At 67.3% G+C, this 16887-nt stretch carries 18 protein-coding genes; all 18 read right to left on the reverse strand.

Annotation, left to right across the window (positions count from 1 at the left end):
- Positions 1-26: 26 nt before the first annotated feature.
- The 18 genes from EV137_RS29645 to EV137_RS29730 all read right to left on the reverse strand — a co-directional run bounded on the left by EV137_RS29645 (position 27) and on the right by EV137_RS29730 (position 16766).
- Positions 27-740, reverse strand: coding sequence for a hypothetical protein (locus EV137_RS29645; protein WP_134131561.1), 714 nt, complete (start codon positions 738-740; stop codon positions 27-29).
- Positions 740-1231 carry an Rv1363c family protein gene (locus EV137_RS29650; RefSeq protein ID WP_134131562.1) on the reverse strand — a complete coding sequence of 164 codons (492 nt, stop codon included), beginning with the start codon at positions 1229-1231 and terminating at the stop codon, positions 740-742. The genes EV137_RS29645 and EV137_RS29650 overlap by 1 nt, the downstream gene beginning before the upstream one ends.
- Complete coding sequence (locus EV137_RS29655; RefSeq protein ID WP_134131563.1) at positions 1228-2517, reverse strand: MCE family protein; 1290 nt, start codon at positions 2515-2517, stop codon at positions 1228-1230. Before EV137_RS29655 ends, EV137_RS29650 begins: the two co-directional genes overlap by 4 nt.
- The gene (locus EV137_RS29660) at positions 2514-3758 is read right to left on the reverse strand and encodes an MCE family protein (protein WP_134131564.1); all 1245 of its coding nucleotides are present in this window, start codon (positions 3756-3758) and stop codon (positions 2514-2516) included. The genes EV137_RS29655 and EV137_RS29660 overlap by 4 nt, the downstream gene beginning before the upstream one ends.
- Positions 3755-4942 (reverse strand): MCE family protein, encoded by a 1188-nt coding sequence (locus tag EV137_RS29665; protein ID WP_134008514.1) that lies wholly within the window; start codon positions 4940-4942, stop codon positions 3755-3757. The genes EV137_RS29660 and EV137_RS29665 overlap by 4 nt, the downstream gene beginning before the upstream one ends.
- Complete coding sequence (locus EV137_RS29670) at positions 4942-5955, reverse strand: MCE family protein (protein ID WP_133789423.1); 1014 nt, start codon at positions 5953-5955, stop codon at positions 4942-4944. The genes EV137_RS29665 and EV137_RS29670 overlap by 1 nt, the downstream gene beginning before the upstream one ends.
- On the reverse strand, positions 5952-6983 hold the full coding sequence (locus tag EV137_RS29675) for an MCE family protein (protein WP_134131565.1): 1032 nt from the start codon (positions 6981-6983) through the stop codon (positions 5952-5954). The genes EV137_RS29670 and EV137_RS29675 overlap by 4 nt, the downstream gene beginning before the upstream one ends.
- Positions 6980-8308, reverse strand: a complete 1329-nt coding sequence (locus tag EV137_RS29680; protein ID WP_238175627.1) for an MCE family protein — start codon at positions 8306-8308, stop codon at positions 6980-6982. The genes EV137_RS29675 and EV137_RS29680 overlap by 4 nt, the downstream gene beginning before the upstream one ends.
- Positions 8305-9135, reverse strand: a complete 831-nt coding sequence (locus EV137_RS29685) for an MlaE family ABC transporter permease (RefSeq protein ID WP_134008508.1) — start codon at positions 9133-9135, stop codon at positions 8305-8307. Before EV137_RS29685 ends, EV137_RS29680 begins: the two co-directional genes overlap by 4 nt.
- A 1-nt stretch (position 9136) precedes the next feature.
- The gene (locus tag EV137_RS29690; RefSeq protein WP_130384661.1) at positions 9137-9910 is read right to left on the reverse strand and encodes an MlaE family ABC transporter permease; all 774 of its coding nucleotides are present in this window, start codon (positions 9908-9910) and stop codon (positions 9137-9139) included.
- A 115-nt stretch (positions 9911-10025) separates the two neighbouring features.
- Positions 10026-10973 carry an ABC transporter ATP-binding protein gene (locus EV137_RS29695; RefSeq protein ID WP_133789426.1) on the reverse strand — a complete coding sequence of 316 codons (948 nt, stop codon included), beginning with the start codon at positions 10971-10973 and terminating at the stop codon, positions 10026-10028.
- A 223-nt stretch (positions 10974-11196) separates the two neighbouring features.
- The gene (rplL, locus tag EV137_RS29700; protein ID WP_133789427.1) at positions 11197-11583 is read right to left on the reverse strand and encodes a 50S ribosomal protein L7/L12; all 387 of its coding nucleotides are present in this window, start codon (positions 11581-11583) and stop codon (positions 11197-11199) included.
- A 64-nt stretch (positions 11584-11647) separates the two neighbouring features.
- Positions 11648-12268 carry a 50S ribosomal protein L10 gene (gene rplJ / locus EV137_RS29705; RefSeq protein WP_134008501.1) on the reverse strand — a complete coding sequence of 207 codons (621 nt, stop codon included), beginning with the start codon at positions 12266-12268 and terminating at the stop codon, positions 11648-11650.
- Positions 12269-12499: 231 nt separating this feature from the next.
- Positions 12500-13684: an MFS transporter gene (locus tag EV137_RS29710; protein WP_134131566.1), complete on the reverse strand. Its 1185-nt coding sequence runs from the start codon at positions 13682-13684 to the stop codon at positions 12500-12502.
- Positions 13684-14493: an IclR family transcriptional regulator gene (locus tag EV137_RS29715; RefSeq protein WP_134131567.1), complete on the reverse strand. Its 810-nt coding sequence runs from the start codon at positions 14491-14493 to the stop codon at positions 13684-13686. The genes EV137_RS29710 and EV137_RS29715 overlap by 1 nt, the downstream gene beginning before the upstream one ends.
- Before the next feature lie 147 nt (positions 14494-14640).
- Positions 14641-15045 carry a RidA family protein gene (locus tag EV137_RS29720; protein WP_134008487.1) on the reverse strand — a complete coding sequence of 135 codons (405 nt, stop codon included), beginning with the start codon at positions 15043-15045 and terminating at the stop codon, positions 14641-14643.
- 15 nt (positions 15046-15060) lie between these two features.
- A complete protein-coding gene (locus tag EV137_RS29725; protein ID WP_134008484.1) occupies positions 15061-15795 on the reverse strand; it encodes an IclR family transcriptional regulator in 735 nt (244 codons plus the stop codon).
- Positions 15792-16766, reverse strand: coding sequence for a sugar kinase (locus EV137_RS29730; RefSeq protein WP_134131568.1), 975 nt, complete (start codon positions 16764-16766; stop codon positions 15792-15794). Before EV137_RS29730 ends, EV137_RS29725 begins: the two co-directional genes overlap by 4 nt.
- Between the last annotated feature and the right edge of the window lie 121 nt (positions 16767-16887).

Here is a 16887-nt window from a genome sequence, read left to right on the forward strand (position 1 = left end):
CCCTCTGGTGCGGAGTTACCTAGAGATTACAGTCCGGCGATCTCCTGGACCAGCCATCGGTCGCCGTTTCGGACCATCGTGAACCGGGTCCGGTTCAGGTCCACCCGGGGACTACCCTTCGTGATCGTGCTGGTGGTCGTCTGGTTGACGAAGATGATCAGCGTGACCCGGTCGGCGTCGCCGTCGCGGACCCCGACGTCGCGGACCTCGGCCTTCACCGTGGCCTTGGTCTTGGTGGCGAGCTCGCCGGCCACCTTCGCGGTCTCGTCGAACTTCGCGGCGAACTCCGGGGTCATCGTCGCGCGCGCGGCGGCGAAGCTTTTGTCCAGGTCGCGGTAGTCGTAGCTGAGCGCCGTCTCGGCCGCCTTCCGGCCCGCGGCGGCGGCCTGGTTGCGGGCGTCCTCGGCCTGCTTGCCGTGCCAGGCCTTGATCCCGAGCACCGCGGCGACGGTCAGGGTGAGTACGACGACGATGCCGAGCGCGGCCGTCAACGCGGTCCCCAGCCCCCGTTTCGGCTCACTCTCCGTAGAGATTTCGGCAGCCGGCGACTTCTCCGGAACACCCGCGGCGGCGTCGTCTGTGGCCGGGGTCACATCCTGCAGACGGGGGTCCTCGACCACTTCCTCGACGAGTTCGCCCTCGGCGACGACCGGCGCGTCCGGGGCCGGCGCGTCCGGCTGGTCAGGTTTCGCCGTACGGCGCTGGCCGGCGATCCGTGGGCGGCTGCGGCGATCCGGCATCAGCCCACCACCTGCAGGTCGGCGGTCAGCCAGCGGTCCTTCTCGCGGACCATGTCCAGCTTGATCCGGTACCGGCGCTCGACGCCCTCGGCCGAGGCCGTGTTCGTCACCACCGCGTTCACGATCACCAGCACCTGGGCGGAATCCTTGTCGTTGGAGACGACGGCGGCCTCCTTGACGTCGCCCTTGGAGGTCGCCTTGTTCGTCACCACGTCGGTCTTCACCGCGTCGATCCCCTGCTGGAACTCCTGCTTGAACTGCCCGGTCGAGTCGTCGACGACCCGCTTCGAGTCCGCGTCCCAGGTCTGGTAGTCGTACGTCGTGAAGTCCAGCGCCAACTGCCGCGCCGCCTTCATCGCGCCGTCGCGTTGTGAGTCGTCGGCCCGCTGCTTGCTCAGGGCGACCACCGACAGCGTGAGGCCGGCGATCGCCACCAGGAGCAGCACGCTGAGAGCCCAGGCCAGCACGAGCCGGCCGTTCCGTGCGATCACTTGCCGGTCACCGGTCCAAGGATGAGTGCCTTCCAGGAGTCGCTGCCGAGCAGGTCCTGCTGTCCGCCGGTGGAGCCGAGCGTCATACCCGGCATCCCATCGGCTCCGCCCGCGGCGCCCGTCGCCGGGTCGTACCCGAGCCCGTACCCGGACCGGTTCAGGTCCTCCCGCGTCGACGGCGACGGCTTGTTCTGCGAGCCGCGGACGTTGATCCCGCTCGACGGGTCCGCCGTACAACCGGCCTTGGTGTTCGCGGGGGTGTCCTTGACGTCCTGCGGAACCCGCTTGTTCGTCCCGCCGTACCCGGGCCGGCAGGCCGGCGGCTGGAGCCCGACGACCAGCCCGAAGTGCGCGTCGTAGTGCCCCTCGGCGTTCTTGGCCGGTACGACGTACCCGCCCATCGACACCGCCGGGTACACCACGAACAGCTGCTCGACGGCGTCCAGCCGGACCGCGGTCAGTTCGCTCACCGTCAGCAGGTTACCGAGCAGCACCGCGATCGACGCACTGTTGTCCTGGATCAGGCCGGTGATCTGGGTGGACGCGAGCGAACCCTGGTCGATCACCTTGCGCAGGTTGCTGTCCGAGCTGACCAGGGTGTCCGACAGCAGCGCCAGGTTCTTCGCCCAGGTCTTGATCGCGTCGCCGCTGGCCACCTGGGTGGCGAGCACCGTGTCGCCGTCGTTGATCAGCTTGATGGTCTGCAGCACGTTCGCGTCCGCGTCGTCGATCAGCTTGCCGGAGCTGTCGATGATCTTCTGCAGGTCGGTGCCCTTGCCCTTCAGCGCCGCCCCGAGCTCGCGCACCGTGGTCCGCAGGCTCTCCTTGTCGACCGAGTTCACCAGCTGGTCCAGGTTCAGCAGCAGTTCGGTGGTGTCGATCGGGATCGCGGTGTCCTTGCGGTCGATCTTCGAGTTGTCCTGCAGGTACGGCGCCCCGTCGCGGCGCGGCTGCAGGTCGACGTACTGCTCGCCGATCGCGGACCGGTTCGCGACCACCGCGAGCAGGTCGTTCGGGATCTTGAACTTCTTCTCGATGTCCATGTCCACCTGGACGCCGTCGTCGAGCAGCTTCAACTGCCCGACCCGGCCGACCGGCTGGCCGCGATACGTCACCTCGGCGCCCGCGAAGATGCCGCCGGACTCGACGAAGCTGGCGCTGACGGTGTAGTCGGTGTCGACCACCAGCTTGTCGATCTGGGCGTACTTCGCGCCGACGAACGCCACGCCCACGACGGTGATCAGCAGGAACACCATCAGCTGGATCCGGACCGCTCTGGTGATCATCCGACCACCCCCGGCATCAGCGCCCTGGCCAGGTCGGGATCGAAGCCGGACCGGTTCAGCTTCGGCGAGCAGACCGGCAGGCCGAGCACCGTGATGCAGGTCGTCGCGGTCCCGGTCGGGACCGGCACCGACGGCTGCACGCTGCCCTGCCCCGGGCTGGTCGGCAGGTGCAGTGGGAGGCTGATCCGGCCGGTCGGCAGCGCGGTCGGGCCGACCGTCGGCAGCTGGATCCCGAGCAGGGTGTCGAGTGCCTTCTTGGTGTTCACGTCCACCGTGATCCCGAGGTTGGTGTAGTCACCCTTCGCGGCCTTGGCGGCGTTGTCGGGGAACGGATAGGTGAACAGCAGCTCCAGCGACTTCGGCAGGTTCTCCCCCGCCTCCGCCAGCTTGGTGAGGATCGGGTACAGCGACTGCAGGTTGGCCACCAGGTCCTTCTGCGCGGACGTGATCACCCGGGTCGCGGTGTTGCCCAGCGTGGCCAGCGCCTGCAGGGTCTTGACCAGCGCCGCGCGCTGCTTGTCCAGGGTCGCGATCGACGCCGGCAGCGAGTCGATCGCGGTCGCCAGCGTCGCCTTCTGCGCGTTCAGCTTCTTGGCGAGCAGGTCCACCGACTTGATCGCGGTGATGATCCGCGCCTTGTTCTGGTCCAGGGTGCCGACGAACGTGTTCAGCTGCGTGAGCACGCTGCGGATGGCCGGCTCGTTGCCGGTCAGCGCCTTGTTCAGCTCCTGCGTGATGATCTGCAGCTGCGCGACGCCGCCGCCGTTCAGCAACAGCGACAGCGCGGACAGGACTTCCTCGACCTCGACGTTGCTGGTGGTCCTGGACAGCGGGATCAGCTCGCCGTTGTCGAGTTTGCCGCGGGCCTTCTCGGACCCGGTCGGCCGGGCCAGCGACACGAACTTCTCGCCCAGCAGGCTGGTCTGGCGGATCGTTGCGTGCGTGTTGTCCGGCAGCGCGAGGCTCTTCGGCAGCTTGATCCGCACCTTCGCGACGTACCCGTCCAGCCAGACCTTCTCGACCGTGCCGACGGTGACGTCGTCGACCTTCACCGACGACTTCGGCACCAGGTCCAGGACATCGGCGAACTCGACGGTGACCGTGTACGACGGCCCCTTGATCTTCGCGCCGCCCGGCAGCGGGAGCGAGTAGACGGAGAAGTCACAGCCGCTCAGCAGGGTCGCGAGCGCGATGACTCCGGCGACGATCGACGTACGGCGTTGGATTCTGGGGAGTCTCATCGGACCAACCCCCCGAGCGTCGGGTCCACGGGGTCGGGGCTGTTCAGCGGGGCCTTCGGTGCCGGTGCCCACGGCGTACCGGCAGGGCCGCCGCTGGCCGGCGCGGTGCCGGTCAACTGCTCGATCAGCGGCAGCTTGGCCAGGGCGTCGAGGACCGGCTTCAGCGTGGAGCACATCGACATCGGCTGGTTCGCCTGCAGCAGCAGCGAGCAGACGAACGTTGCCGGGTCGTCGAGCTGTCCCGGGTTGATGCGCTGGTCCAGCGTGCCGAACTGCGGGTTGTAGATCCGGGCGAGGTTGCCGAGGCCGAGCGGCGCGGTGTCGAGCACCTCGGCCAGCGCGGCCTTCTCGTTCACCAGGATCTGCGACAGCTTGGTGGCGCCGGTGACCGTGTTCTTCACCAGCGTCCGGTTCTCCTTGACGAACGTCGCGACCTCGCCGAGCGCGGTGGCGAGCAGCGACAGTGCCGCGCCCAGGTCCTTGCGCTCCCCCGCCAGGGTGGTCGAGGTGGCGGCGAAGTTCGTGTTGAACTGCCGAACCAGCTGGTCGTTCGCGGCGAGCGCGGACACGAACGTCTGCAGCTGCCGGATCGTGTTGAACAGCGCCGACGAGTTGCCCGACAGCGTGCTGGTCAGCTTCGAGACGTCGGTGATGGTCTGGTTCAGCTTAGCGCCCTGGCCGTTCAGGTTCTTCGCCGAGACGTCCAGCAGCCGGGCCAGCGCGCCCTGGTCGTTCGCGCCCTTGGGCCCGAGCGCCACGGACAGGTCGTTGAGGCTCTGGTAGATCTGGTCGAGCTCGAGCGGTACGGCCGTCCGCTCGAGCGGGATCTGTGCGCCGTCGGCCATGACAGCGCCCTTGGAGTACGCCGGGGTGAGCTGCACGTACCGGTCCGCGACGATCGACGGCGAGGCGATCACCGCCTTCGCCTCGGCCGGCACCTTGTGCTTGGCCTCCCACCAGAACTTCACCCGCACGCTGCGGCCGGCCGGCGTGACGCTCTCCACCTCGCCGACCTTGATGCCGAGGATCCGCACGTCCGATCCCGGGTACACCGATACCGCCCGCGGGAAGTACGCCGTCGCCGTCACCCGCTCGGGCTTCGGCCACAGCGACACGGCGCCGACCACGATGATCACCAGGACCACCGCCATCGCGATCAGCCGCGAAACAGCGTTCACCCGCATCAGCCGCCACCTCCCAGGATCGGAGGCAGACCGGTGGGCAACACCTTGGGCAGCGGGATCTCGGGCACCGGCACCAGGTTCTGCAGGTACGTGTCGAACCATGGCCCGGTGCCGAGCGTGTTCGTGAAGACCCGGACGAACGGCGCCAGACCCTTGATGCTCGCGTCCAGGGAGTTCTGGTTCTGCAGCAGGACGGCGAGCACCGCGTTCACCTTCTGCAGCGTCGGCCCGAGATCCTTGCGGTTCTCCCGGACCAGCGCGGTGATCTGCGCGGACAGCTTCTGCGTCGACACCAGCAGCTGGTGGATCAGCGCCCGCCGGGCCTGCACGGCCTGGAAGACCTTGTTGCCGTCCTTCATCAGCTTGATCAGCTGCTGGTTGCGGTCGGCAAGAACCTTGGTGACCACGTTCGAGTGCTGCAGCAGCAGCTTGAGCTGCTCGTCGCGCTTGGCCACGTTCCGGGACAGCCGGGACAGGCCGGTCAGCGACGCCTGCACCTCTTCGGGCGTGTTCTTGAACGTCGCCGACAACGTGTCCAGGGCCTTCGCCAGCTGGGCGGTGTTGATCCGCTCGGTGGTGTTGGCCAGGTCGGTGAAGGCGTCCACGACGTCGTACGCCGAGATCGTCCGGGCCAGCGGAATCTCGGAACCGGGCTTGAGCTCGCCGGGACCGGCCGGGTTGAGTTTCAGGTACTTCTGGCCGAGCAGGGTCTTGATCTTCATCTCGGCGCCGGTCTGGTCGCCGAGCTTCACGCCCTTGTCGACCACGAAGTCGACCCGGACGTGGGTGCCTTCGAGTTCGACGTTGCGGACCTTGCCGACGCGGACGCCGGCCACCCGGATCTCGTCGTTCGCCTTCAGGCCCCCGGCCTCGGAGAACTGCGCGGAGTACTTCGTCCCGCCGCCGATCAGCGGCAGGTCCTGCGCCTTGAACGCGGCCAGCATGATCAGCCCGATCACGGTCAGGCCGACCACACCGATGGTGACCTGGTTCTGTTCCCGGAAAGGCTTCACTTCTTACACCTCGCCGAATTGAGGTCGTAGGCGACCGGGATGCGGGTTCCGGTGGGCAGGGTGACGTTGCCGTCGAAGTTGCACAGGTAGAAGTTGAACCAGGAGCCGTACGACGCGGTGCGGGTCATCGTGTTCAGCTTCTCCGGCATGAACTGCAGGGTCTTCACCCAGATCGACTGGGTGTCGTCCAGCGTCGTGGCGACGGCGCGCAGCTTGTCCAGGTCGGCCTTGATCGGCACCCGGGTCTGCTGCAGCAGGCCGGCGGTCTTGGTGTTCAGCGAGTTGATCGAGGTCAGCGAGCTGAGGATCGGGTTGATGTCCTGGCTCAGGCCGGTGATGAACTGCTGCAGGTTGACCAGCAGCTGGGAGAAGTTCGCCTGCCGCTGGGAGACGATCTGCAGCGTCGAGGTCAGGTTCGTGATCAGGTCGCCGATCACCTGGTCGGCGTCGGCCAGCGTGGTGGTCAGCGACGCGGTCTTGGCCAGCAGCGACTCGATCGTGCCGCCCTCACCCTGCAGCACCTTGATCACCTCGAACGCGAACTGGTTCACGTCCGCCGGGGTGAGCGCGGTGAACAGCGGCTTGAAGCCGTTGAACAGCACCGACAGGTCGAGCGCCGGCGTCGTGCGTTCCTTCGGGATGACGCCGTTCTTCTTCAGCCGGTCGCCGCCGCCGATGCCGTCGGTGAGCGCGACGTACCGGTTGCCGACCAGGTTGCGGTAGCGCAGCGTCGCATGCGTCGAGGTGTCGATCACCTGGTCGGAGTCGACGCTGAACGTCACCATCGCCAACGTGTTCTGGTACAGGGCGATCTTGTCGACCTGCCCGACCTTCACCCCGGCGATCCGGACGTCGTCGCCCTGGTTCAGCCCGACTGCGTCGGTGAAGACCGCGCGGTACTTGGTCGTCGGGTTGAAGCTGATGTTCCCGATCGTCACCGCCAGGAGCGCGGTCGCGACGGTCGTGACCACCACGAAGATCCCGAGCCGCACGGTGTCGAACGTGGTCTTCCGGTCGAAGAAGCTCATTTGAGGTTCACCTGCCCTCCCCTGAGGAGGGGGCCGACCATCAGGGTGGTCAGGTCCGGTACGTCGTTCGCGGCGACGCCCATCTCCGGGCCGACGACCGAGTCGATCACCTTCTGCTCGGCCGGCGATCCGACGCCCTGGGTGTCCATCGCGAACCCGGGCATCGCGCGGTTCAGTTTGAGGTCGAGCGGGAAGCGCTGGTTCTTGTTGTGGTCGCCGATCACGCCGTCGTCACCGGTGACGTAGGGCGCCGGGTTCTCCTGGTTGTACGGGCCGGGCTTCTCGCCGGGGACGCTGTAGTTCTTCCCCACGCAGGTCGGGCCGCGGTGGTCCTTGTACACCGGCTTCTCGTTCGGCTCGTAGGGCGTCGGCTGGTTGGTGATCAGCTCGAGGTTGATGTTCAGCCGGCCGTCGCGGAACGTGTCGTTCAGGATCGGGGCGGTCTCGGTCATCACCTGGAGGAAGCACGGCACCTCGGGCGAGTACTTCTCGAGCAGGTCCAGCACCGGGCGGCTGACCTGGCCGAGCCGGATCACCCGGTCCTCGTTGGCCTTCAGGAACGTGTCTCCGGTCGTTGACAGGTTCTGCACGTCCACGAAGAACTGCTGCAGCTGCTTCTGCTTCTCCACGACCGTGTTGCCCGTGATCGTCAGGTTCCGTAGCGCGCGGACCAGGTCCGGCGTCGCGTCGCCGTAGATGTCCGAGACCTGGGTCAGCTTGGCGAGCGCGTCCATCAGCTTCGGGACGTGCGGATTCAGCTTCTTCAGGTACCCGTCGAGCTGCGTGAGGGTGCCGGCGATCTCGGCGCCGCGGCCCTCGAGCGCGGTCGCGAGGGTGTTCAGCGTGGCGTTCAGGTCGGCCGGGTCGACCGCCTGGAGCAGCGGCAGCGCATCGTTGAGCACCTTCTCGATCTCGATGCCGACCGCGGTCTTGTCCCGGCTGATCACGTCACCGGCCTTGATGGGCCGTCCCTCCGGTCCCTGCGGCGGGACCAGCGCGACGTACTTCTCGCCGAACAGGGTCTTCGGCAGGATCCGGGCGCTGACCGCGCTCGAGATCTCGGCGACCTGGTCCGGCTTGAGCGCCAGATTGACGGTCGCCTCGTCGCCGTCGGTGGAGACCCCGCGGACCTCGCCGACGATGATGCCGCGCAGCTTCACGTCCGCGTGCTCGTTGAGCTGCAGGCCGATGTGGCTGGTCTTGAGCTCGACGTTCACGGTCTTGGTGAAGACCTTGGCGTAGAACGCGTAGGTCAGCCACAGCAGGAACACCAGTACGCCGATGAACGCGACGCCCAGCACCTTGTGCGAGATGAGTCTGGTCATCCGGCCAACCTCACCGTGGTCGTCGTACCCCAGATGGCCATCGACAGCAGCAGGTCGACGACGTTGATCACGACGATGGACGTCCGTACGGCGCGACCGACAGCGACGCCCACACCGGCCGGACCGCCACTCGCGTGGTAGCCGTGGTAGCAGTGCACCAGGATCACCAGGACCGAGAACACCAGCACCTTGCCGAACGACCAGAGCACGTCTCCGGGTGGCAGGAACAGGTGGAAGTAGTGGTCGTACGTGCCCGTACTCTGTCCGTAGAACGTGGTGACGGTGAGTCTGGTCGCGAAGTACGACGAGAGCAGGCCGACGACGTACAGCGGGATCACCGCGATCAGGCCGGCGATGATCCGGGTGGTGACCAGGAACGGCAGCGACGGGATCGCCATCACCTCGAGGGCGTCGATCTCCTCGCTGATCCGCATCGCGCCGAGCTGCGCGGTGAAACCGCAGCCGACGGTCGCGGCGAGCGCGATCCCGGCGATCAGCGGGCCGATCTCGCGGGTGTTGATGTACGCCGACACGAAGCCGGCGAAGGCCGACGTACCGATCTGGTTCAGCGCCGAGTAGCCCTGCAGGCCCACCTCGGTGCCGGTGAAGAACGCCAGGAACGTGATCACGCCGACGGTGCCGCCGATCACGGCCAGCGCGCCGGAGCCGAGCGTGACCTCGGCGAGCAGCCGGAGGATCTCCTTGCGGTACCGCGTGACGGACTTGCCGGACCAGGCGAGCGCCTTGATGTAGAAGGCGAGCTGCTCACCGAGGTGGTCGAGCGAGTTCAGGGGCTTCTTGACCAGCACGTCCATGAGGGCCGACATCTCAGGCCCCCTTCGGCGGAACGAGCTGGAAGTAGATCGCGGTCATCGAGAAGTTCGCGACGAACAGCAGCATGAACGTGATGACGACCGACTGGTTCACCGCGTCGCCGACGCCCTTCGGGCCGCCGCCCGCGTTACAGCCCTTGTACGACGCGACGACCGCGGCGATGAACCCGAAGACCAGTGCCTTCGCCTGCCCCTGCCACAGGTCTGGCAGGTGAGCGAGCGCGGTGAAGCTCGCGATGTAGCTACCTGGGGTGCCGTCCTGGAGGACGACGTTGAAGACGTAACCGCCCATCACGCCGACCACGCTGACGAACCCGTTCAGGAAGAACGCGACCAGCATCGTCGCCAGCACCCGCGGTACGACGAGACGCTGGATCGGGTCGATGCCCAGCACCATCATCGCGTCCAGCTCTTCGCGGATCTTCCGCGAGCCGAGGTCCGCGCAGATCGCCGAGCCGCCGGCCCCGGCGATCAGCAGCGCGGTCGCGATCGGCGAAGCCTCCCGTACGACGGCCAGCACCGCGGCGGAACCGGTGAAGGCCTGCGCGCCGAACTGCTTGATCAGGCCGCCGACCTGCAGCGCGATCACCGCGCCGAACGGGATCGCGACCAGCGCGGTCGGGATGATCGTCACACTCGCCACGAACCAGGCCTGCTGAAGGAACTCCTTCACCTGGAACGGCCGCCGGAACGTCGCCCGTCCGGTGTCGAGAGCAAAAGCGAACAGCGACCCGGCTTGCTTCAGCGGGGCGGTCGCAGAAACGGTCACGGGGCCTCCCGCCCTGGACTGAGGAGCGGAGGGAGCGAAGCGACCGGAGCGACGAGGGAAGGGCGGGAGGCAAAGCCCCGTGACCCGCCGCGCGGCAGCGCGGCATTCAGCACTGTCACCTGGCCCCCACTGTCGAGGTGGCGAACGAGCCAGGTGGTGGGGTGACGCCGTGTTCGCGGCACCAGGCGCCGGGCTCGCGCTGGGTCGGCCGGAGCATGCCGCTGCTGGGCAGCTGCTGGATCGGGATCGGCGGCAGCGGCGGCAGCTCCTGGCCGGCCTCGGCGGCCAGCTCGTCGGCGTCCTTCTCCTCGGACATGCCGATCGGACCGACCATCTGCGCGTTCAGGAACTGGCGGACCACCGGTTCCTCACTGGACAGCAGCATCTCCCGCGGCCCGAACATGGCCAGGTGCCGGTGGTAGAGCATGCCGATGTTGTCCGGCACGGTGCGCGCGGTGTTGACGTCGTGGGTGACGATCAGGAACGTCGGGCTGAACGCCTCGTTCAGGTCGATCATCACCTGGTTCAGGAACGACGTACGGACCGGGTCCAGGCCGGAGTCGGGCTCGTCGACCAGGAGGATCTGCGGGTCCAGCACCAGCGCGCGGGCCAGGCCGGCTCTTTTGCGCATACCGCCGGAGATCTCACCGGGCAGCTTCTTCTCCGCGCCCACCAGGCCGACCATCTCCATCTTCTCCATCACGATGGAGCGGATGTCGGACTCGGACTTCTTGGTGTGCTCGCGGAGCGGGAACGCGACGTTGTCGTACAGGTTCATCGAGCCGAACATCGCGCCGTCCTGGAACAGCACGCCGAACAGCCGCCGTACCTCGTACAGCTCGCGCTCGCTGCAGGTGGCGATGTCGGTGCCCTCGATGTACACGTGGCCCCGGTCGGGCTTGAGCAGGCCGATCAGCGTCTTCAGGAACACGGACTTGCCGGTACCGGACGGGCCGAGCATCACGCAGATCTCACCGGCGGGCAGCGTCAGGGACACGTCGCCCCAGATGAGCTGGCTGCCGAACGATTTGGTGAGACCTTCGACGCGGACTTCTACGCCCACCGGCCCTCCTCACGGGAATGTCTGCTGGTCCCCGACCGACGACGTTCTGCCGTCCCAACGACGGGGCAGTGGCCTAGGTTACGCACGAGTACGGTTTTGCGTAACCCCTGAAAGTCAAGCGGATGAGATCCTAGCGATCCGACATGCCAGAAGGGCGGCCCCCTTGCGGGGACCGCCCTTCTCTACACATTCGTTACGTCCCGTCAGCGGAACGTAACGGAGGTCACTTGAGCGTGACGGTGGCGCCGGCGCCCTCGAGGGCCTCCTTGGCCTTCTCCGCGGCAGCCTTGTCGACCTTCTCCAGGATGGCCTTGGGGGCCGACTCGACGAGGTCCTTGGCCTCCTTCAGGCCGAGGCTCGTGAGACCGCGCACCTCCTTGATGACCTGGATCTTCTTGTCGCCGGCCGACTCGAGGACGACGTCGAACTCGTCCTGCTCCGCGGCCTCTTCGGCAGCGGCAGCCGGGGCGCCCGGAGCAGCGGCAACGGCAACCGGGGCGGCGGCGGTGACGCCGAACTCCTCCTCGAAAGCCTTAACGAACTCCGACAGCTCCAGCAGGGTCAGTTCCTTGAACTGGCCGAGGAGCTCTTCGGTGCTGAGCTTCGCCATGGTGGCGGTCCTTCCTGACAAATGGTGCTTGGTGATCACTGATGGGGTGTTGCGGTGAGATGCCTCAGCTGTCAGCTGCGGCGGTCTCCTCGGTGCTCGCCTCGGCAGGTGCCTCGACCGTGTCCTGGACGGTGTCCTGGACGTCCGCCACTGCGTCCTGCGCAGGGGCCTCGGCCGGCAACTTGTCCTGCAGCGCCGCGAACAGGCGCGCGGCCTGCGACAGCGGAGCAGCGAACAGCGACACCGCTTGCTGCGGGGCCGCCTTCATCGCACCTGCGAGCTTCGCGAGGAGGACCTCACGCGACTCCAGGTCAGCGAGCTTGTTGATCTCGTCAGAGCCGAGTGCCTTACCGTCCAGCACTCCACCCTTGATGACGAGCAGGGGGTTCGCCTTGGCGAAGTCACGCAGACCCTTGGCCGCAACCACCGGGTCGCCCTTGATGAAGGCGATTGCCGAGGGGCCTTCGAGCAGCGAGTCGAACGAGTCGACTCCCGCATCCTTGGCCGCGATCTTGGTCAGCGTGTTCTTCACCACGGCGTAGTTCACGTCGTCACCGAGCGAAACTCGCAATTGCTTGAGCTGCGCAACGGTGAGACCGCGGTACTCGGTCAGCACGGCGCCGTTGGAGCTACGGAACTCGTCCGTCAGCTCCGCGACAGCGGCTGCCTTGTCCGGCCTCGCCATGGGGGTCTCCTTCTTTCGGCTTCCTTGCCTGAGACCCCTGACATTGGCAGTACCCATCAAAAGAAAAGCGCCCCTGCGCAGGCGCAAGGGCGTGAACGTACTGATGTCACTATCCAAGTCACCTGCGCGGGCCGCCCACCTGAGTGGGACCTTCAGCTACCTAGGGCAGCAACCAGCGGTCTTCGGCTCCTTAACAGTATCAACGTCTAGCTTGGCGACCAAATCGGTTGTTCAAGCAGGCTGTTCTGCTCTCGGATGCGGTGGGATCCAGCGGTGCATCGCCGTCGCGGCGGCCCACCCTGTCCCCGCCATGATCATGATCGCCGGCGCCAGTCCGAGGGTCGCGGTCGCGCCCGCGAGCAGCAGGGGTCCGGCGCCGTTGCCGGTGTCCGCGAAGAGGCGGAAGGCGCCGAGGAACTGGGCTCGTCCGACCGGCGGTGAGGCGTCCGCGCCGAGGGTCATGATGACTCCGGCGCCCAGGCCGTTCCCGATCCCCATCAGCAGCGCGATCGCGGTCAGTGTCGCCGTGGTGTGCGTCAACGGGAGCAGCAGATGCGCCAGCCCCAGCACAATCATCGACGGTACGGCGACCCACTTGCGACCGAGGCGGTCCATCACCGAACCGGCCGGATAGAACAGCAACATGTCCACCGCACCGGACAGTCCGAAGATGATGCTGGTGGTCTGCGGATCCAGTCCGATGTGCAGCGCCCACAGCGGGATCACCACCTGCCGCGAGGCTCGCACCGCCCCGACGAGCAACGCTCCGACACCGAGAGTCCGCAGTACGGGGAAGTGGTCGCGGATGACACCCCAGGTCGACTGTGCCGCGATCGGCCCCCTCCCGCGCCGGTTGGCGACGTCCGGCAGGCTCACCAGGACCGCGCAGGCAAGTACGGCGGCCACCAGGTGCACCCAGTACGCGCCGTCCGTACCGAGGAACTTCATGGCGCCCGCACCGAGGAACGGACCGATGAACGAGCCGATGCGTTGTACGCCGCCGAGTGTGGATAGCGCGCGGGCCCGTAGCTCGATCGGTACGGCTTCACTCAGGTAGGCCTGTCGGGCGAGGCCCCAGACCGCACCTGCCAGTCCGGTGCAGCCGATGGCGATGGCCAGACCCCAGACCGTTGGGACCACCAGACAGGCTGCCAGTGCAAGCGCTACGAGGACGGTGGCGGACAGCATCGCGCTGCGCTCGCCAATGCGGTTTGTGAGGGCACCAGCTGGGATGTCACCGATCACCTGGCCCAGGCCGGCTGCACCAACGACCAGACCGGCTACAGCGACCGAAGCGCCCAGATGCGTGGCCGACAGCGCTACGACGGGTGCGATCGCACCTTGGCCGATTCCGTACAGCAGAGCGGGCAGATAGACCGCAGGTGCGATTTTCCAGAGGCTCCGGGCCTGTGACATCACCGGCCGCCGGCCAGCGCCGTACTGCGGTCCCGGGCGACCGGGGTGGCCCCCAGCAACTCCGACACCGACCAGGCACCTTCGGCGACCCTCATCCCGAACTCCTCCATCCGCTCGACCGGCATCCGCATCTCGGGGCCGGAGACACTCAGACAACCGGCGACCTCGCCGGAGTAGCCGAACACCGGCGCCGCAACGCTGCAGATCCCGGGCGTCCGCTCGGTCCGGGACATCGCATACCCGCGCCGGCGGATCGCCGCGAACTGCTCGGCGAGCACCTCCGGGTCGGTGATGGTCGCGGGCTGCACCCGTTCGAGCGGGCCTTTCAGGACCTCCTGCTGCCGCTCGAACGGCAAGAAAGCCAGCAGCGCCTTCCCCGGCGCACCTAGTGGCAGCGCGACCGGCAGGCCGAACTCCGTGTAGGTACGGCGCAACTGGTGATGGCTCTCGACCTGGTCGAGGACGACGCGCTGCCCCGACGGGAGCAACTCGTGCACGGCCGCGGTCTCCCCTGTGTCATCGCGGAGTGCACGCAGCACCGGCAGGGCAGCGTCGCGCAAGCCGGCCGGAATCCCGCCGCTGTGCGCCAGTTGCACGACCAGCGGGCCGATCGCATACCGCCGGTGGGCGGTCTGCCGGACGAGCCCGTTCTCCTGCATGGCGAGCAGCAGCCGGTGCACAGTGCTCGTGGACAGGCCGGTCGCCCGCGCCAGGTCACTGATGCCGAGGTCCGGCGTCCGCGCGTCGAAGCACCGGAGGATCGCCACAGCGCGGTCGATCGACTGCACCGAACCCCGCGCTTCCTGCATGGTGAAACCATATCCCGCGATACGGGAAAGCTGTCGAGGCAGTGTCCAGCCGATGAGCATCCCTGCTGGTGGGACCGCGGCCCGGACCAGCAGGCCGTCAACGACGAGCCACTGATCCGGGTGCCGGCTTCAGAACCAGCCCAGGAATTAGCTCAGGACAGCCAGCGCGTCGATCTCGACGAGCATGTCCGGCAGCGGCAGGCCGGTGAAGACGGTGGTCCGCGACGGCAGGACGCCGCTCGGCGTACGGGTCGACACGAACTCGGCGTACGCCTCGTTCATCGCGGCGAAGTCCTCGCGCTGGGTGAGGTAGACGCGCAGCATCACCACGTCGTCGATGCTCCCGCCGCCGGCCTTGAGGATCGCCTCGATGTTCTGCAGGACCCGCGTGGTCTGGCCCTTCACGTCACCCTTGAACACGAAGTCGCCGCTGGCCGGGTCGACCGAGCCCTGGCCGGACACCTGCAGGATGTTGCCCTTGCGGACGCCCTGCGAGAACACCGGCATCGGCGGCGGCGCGTCGGTGGTGGAGACTGCGGTCTTGTCGGACATCAGGTCTGACACCTCTCAGTTGTAGTCGGCACTGATCGCATTCGCGGTGGCGAGCAACTCAGGCAGCAGCTCGAGCACCTGGTCATAGTTCAGCAGTACGTCGGGCACCGACAACGACACGGCCCCGACAACGCGGCCGGTGCTGTCACTCAACGGCGCACCGATGCAGTTGATGAACGACTCGTGCTCTGCCTTGTCCTGAGCCCAGCCACGCTCTTTGGTCAGCTGCAGTTCGTCCCGCAACCGGTCCGCGTCAGTAATGGTGTTCGGCGTGTACACCTTGTAGTCCAGCGTGGCGAGCACCGCCTCCCGCTGCCGCTTCGGCTGCGCAGCCAGCAGCACCTTGCCAACCGCTGTGCAGTGCAGAGCCGCCGGTACGCCGACCTGCGAGTACATGCGCACCGAGCGCACACTGTCGAGCTTGTCGACGTAGATCACCTCACCGTTCTCCCAGGCCGCCAGGTGAACCGTCTGGCCGGTCTTCTGGTTCAGCTCACGCAGATGCGGTGCAGCAACCTGCCGTACGACGTGTTGCTCGCGCGCCACGTCCGCGAGCGCGAACAGCCGCGAACCCAGGCGGTAGCGATGCGCCGAGTCACGCCGTACGAACCGCTCTGCCTCCATGGTGCGCAGGAGACGCAGCACTGTCGTCTTGTGCACACCCAGCTCGGTCGCGAGCTGGTCAAGCGACCGCTCCCCCTCGCCGAGGCTCTTGAGGATCTGCAACGCCCTGCCGAGGCTTTGACTCATGCCGCACCGATCTTCGTAGCCGCCCACTCCTCGTCTGATGCTTTGAGGAGTCGCTCGCGCACCTCTCGCGCTGGCGGCGGTGCATGGTCTTCTGGAGCCGTCAGAACTGCAGCAGCGTTCAGATGCCCCAGCCGCAGCCGCTGCGTCATCGGCAGGTCCTGCAGCGTCGCGGCCAGGAAGCCTGCGGCAAACGCATCACCAGCACCGACTGTCTCCACTACGTCCACGGTGAGCGCTGGAACCTCAGTACGACCACCTGGCTCCAGCACCATCGCTCGGTGCGCGTCGTCCTTCACAACCAGGACAGGTGTTCCGAGTCGCTCGTAGAGCTCGTCCGGGTCCCCAGTGCCTGCAAAGACCTCTGCCTCATCAGCACCGATCAGCACGATGTCGGCCGCCTTCAGCAACCGCCACAACGGCTCGGGGTCCCTGTCGCGCCACAGCGCCGGCCGCCAGTTCAGGTCGACGCTGAGCAGGAATTCACGCGGTTCGGTCGCCAGCCGCTCCAGCATCGCCGCGCTGGTCGTGGAGATCGCTGCAGTGATGCCGGTCGTGTGAACGAGCTTGGCCCGCTTGAGTCGCCCGCTGACCTCTGGCCGGTCCAGGAACTCGGGGTTCATAGCCGCTGCCGCCGAACCGGTCCGGTAGTAGTGCATCCGGGAGCGCCCGTCCTCCGACTCCTTCACGTAGAGCGCGGTCGGCCGGACCGGGTCCAGCTCGACGCCCCCGACGTCGACACCCCGCGCCTGCAGATCCCGCAGTACGTGCTGGCCGAAGCCGTCGTCCCCGAGCCGCGAGATCCACCCCGTCGGTACGCCGAGCGCCGCCAGCCCACCGGCCACGTTGCACTCCGCCCCGCCGACCGACCGCCGGAACGTCTCCATGTCCTTGAGAGGTCCCGGCCCGCCCGCCAGCATGATCATCGCCTCACCCAGGCAGATCGCGTCCGTCTCAGGGAGCGGTTCGGGCATCGGCACTCCTTGGCGGCGGGGTGATGGGATAGGCGTGCGTCGGACAGGCGTGCGTTGACGCGACTTCGGGCGCGATGCTACAACCGACGAGTCAGAATGCGCAATGAGCGTTGCGTATTCT

This window comes from Kribbella pratensis (assembly GCF_004366075.1).
Taxonomy (GTDB): Bacteria; Actinomycetota; Actinomycetes; order Propionibacteriales; family Kribbellaceae; genus Kribbella; species Kribbella pratensis.